1 protein-coding gene is annotated in these 620 nt (G+C 61.9%); it reads left to right on the top strand.

Annotation, left to right across the window (positions count from 1 at the left end; translation table 11 throughout):
• Positions 1-620: EF-Tu C-terminal domain-related protein (locus WGH93_RS13200; RefSeq protein WP_374765339.1), on the top strand; the 620-nt coding region annotated here is incomplete at both ends.

Genomic DNA, 620 nt, shown 5'->3' with positions numbered 1-620 from the left:
AACATCGGCAAGGAGAAGATCCTTGAGCTGATGAAGCAGGTTGATGAGTACATTCCCTCGCCGGATCGCCCCAAGGACCAGCCTTTCCTGATGCCGGTTGAGGACGTGTTCTCGATTTCCGGCCGTGGTACCGTTGTGACGGGTCGTGTTGAGCGCGGCGTTGTGAAGGTGGGTGAAGAGGTTGAGATTGTCGGCCTGAAGGACACCCGCAAGACGACGGTTACGGGCGTTGAGATGTTCCGCAAGCTGCTGGACCAGGGCGAAGCGGGCGACAATATCGGCGCGCTGCTGCGGGGTGTTGGCCGTGACGATGTGGAGCGTGGCCAGGTTCTGGCGCATGTTGGCACGATCACGCCGCACACCAAGTTCGAAGCCGAGACCTATATCCTGACCAAGGATGAGGGTGGCCGTCACACGCCGTTCTTTGGCAACTATCGCCCGCAGTTCTACTTCCGCACGACGGACGTGACCGGCGCGATCGAGCTGCCGTCCGGCACGGAAATGGTGATGCCCGGCGACAATGTGAACCTGACCGTGGAACTGATCGCCCCGATCGCCATGGAAGACGGCCTGCGCTTCGCCATCCGCGAAGGTGGCCGCACCGTCGGCGCCGGCGTGGT

Source organism: Yunchengibacter salinarum, from assembly GCF_037658235.1.
GTDB classification, from domain to species: Bacteria; Pseudomonadota; Alphaproteobacteria; order Sphingomonadales; family Kordiimonadaceae; genus Yunchengibacter; species Yunchengibacter salinarum.
Note: the sequence above shows the minus strand (reverse complement) of the source record. Positions and strands in the feature narration are given on the sequence as shown.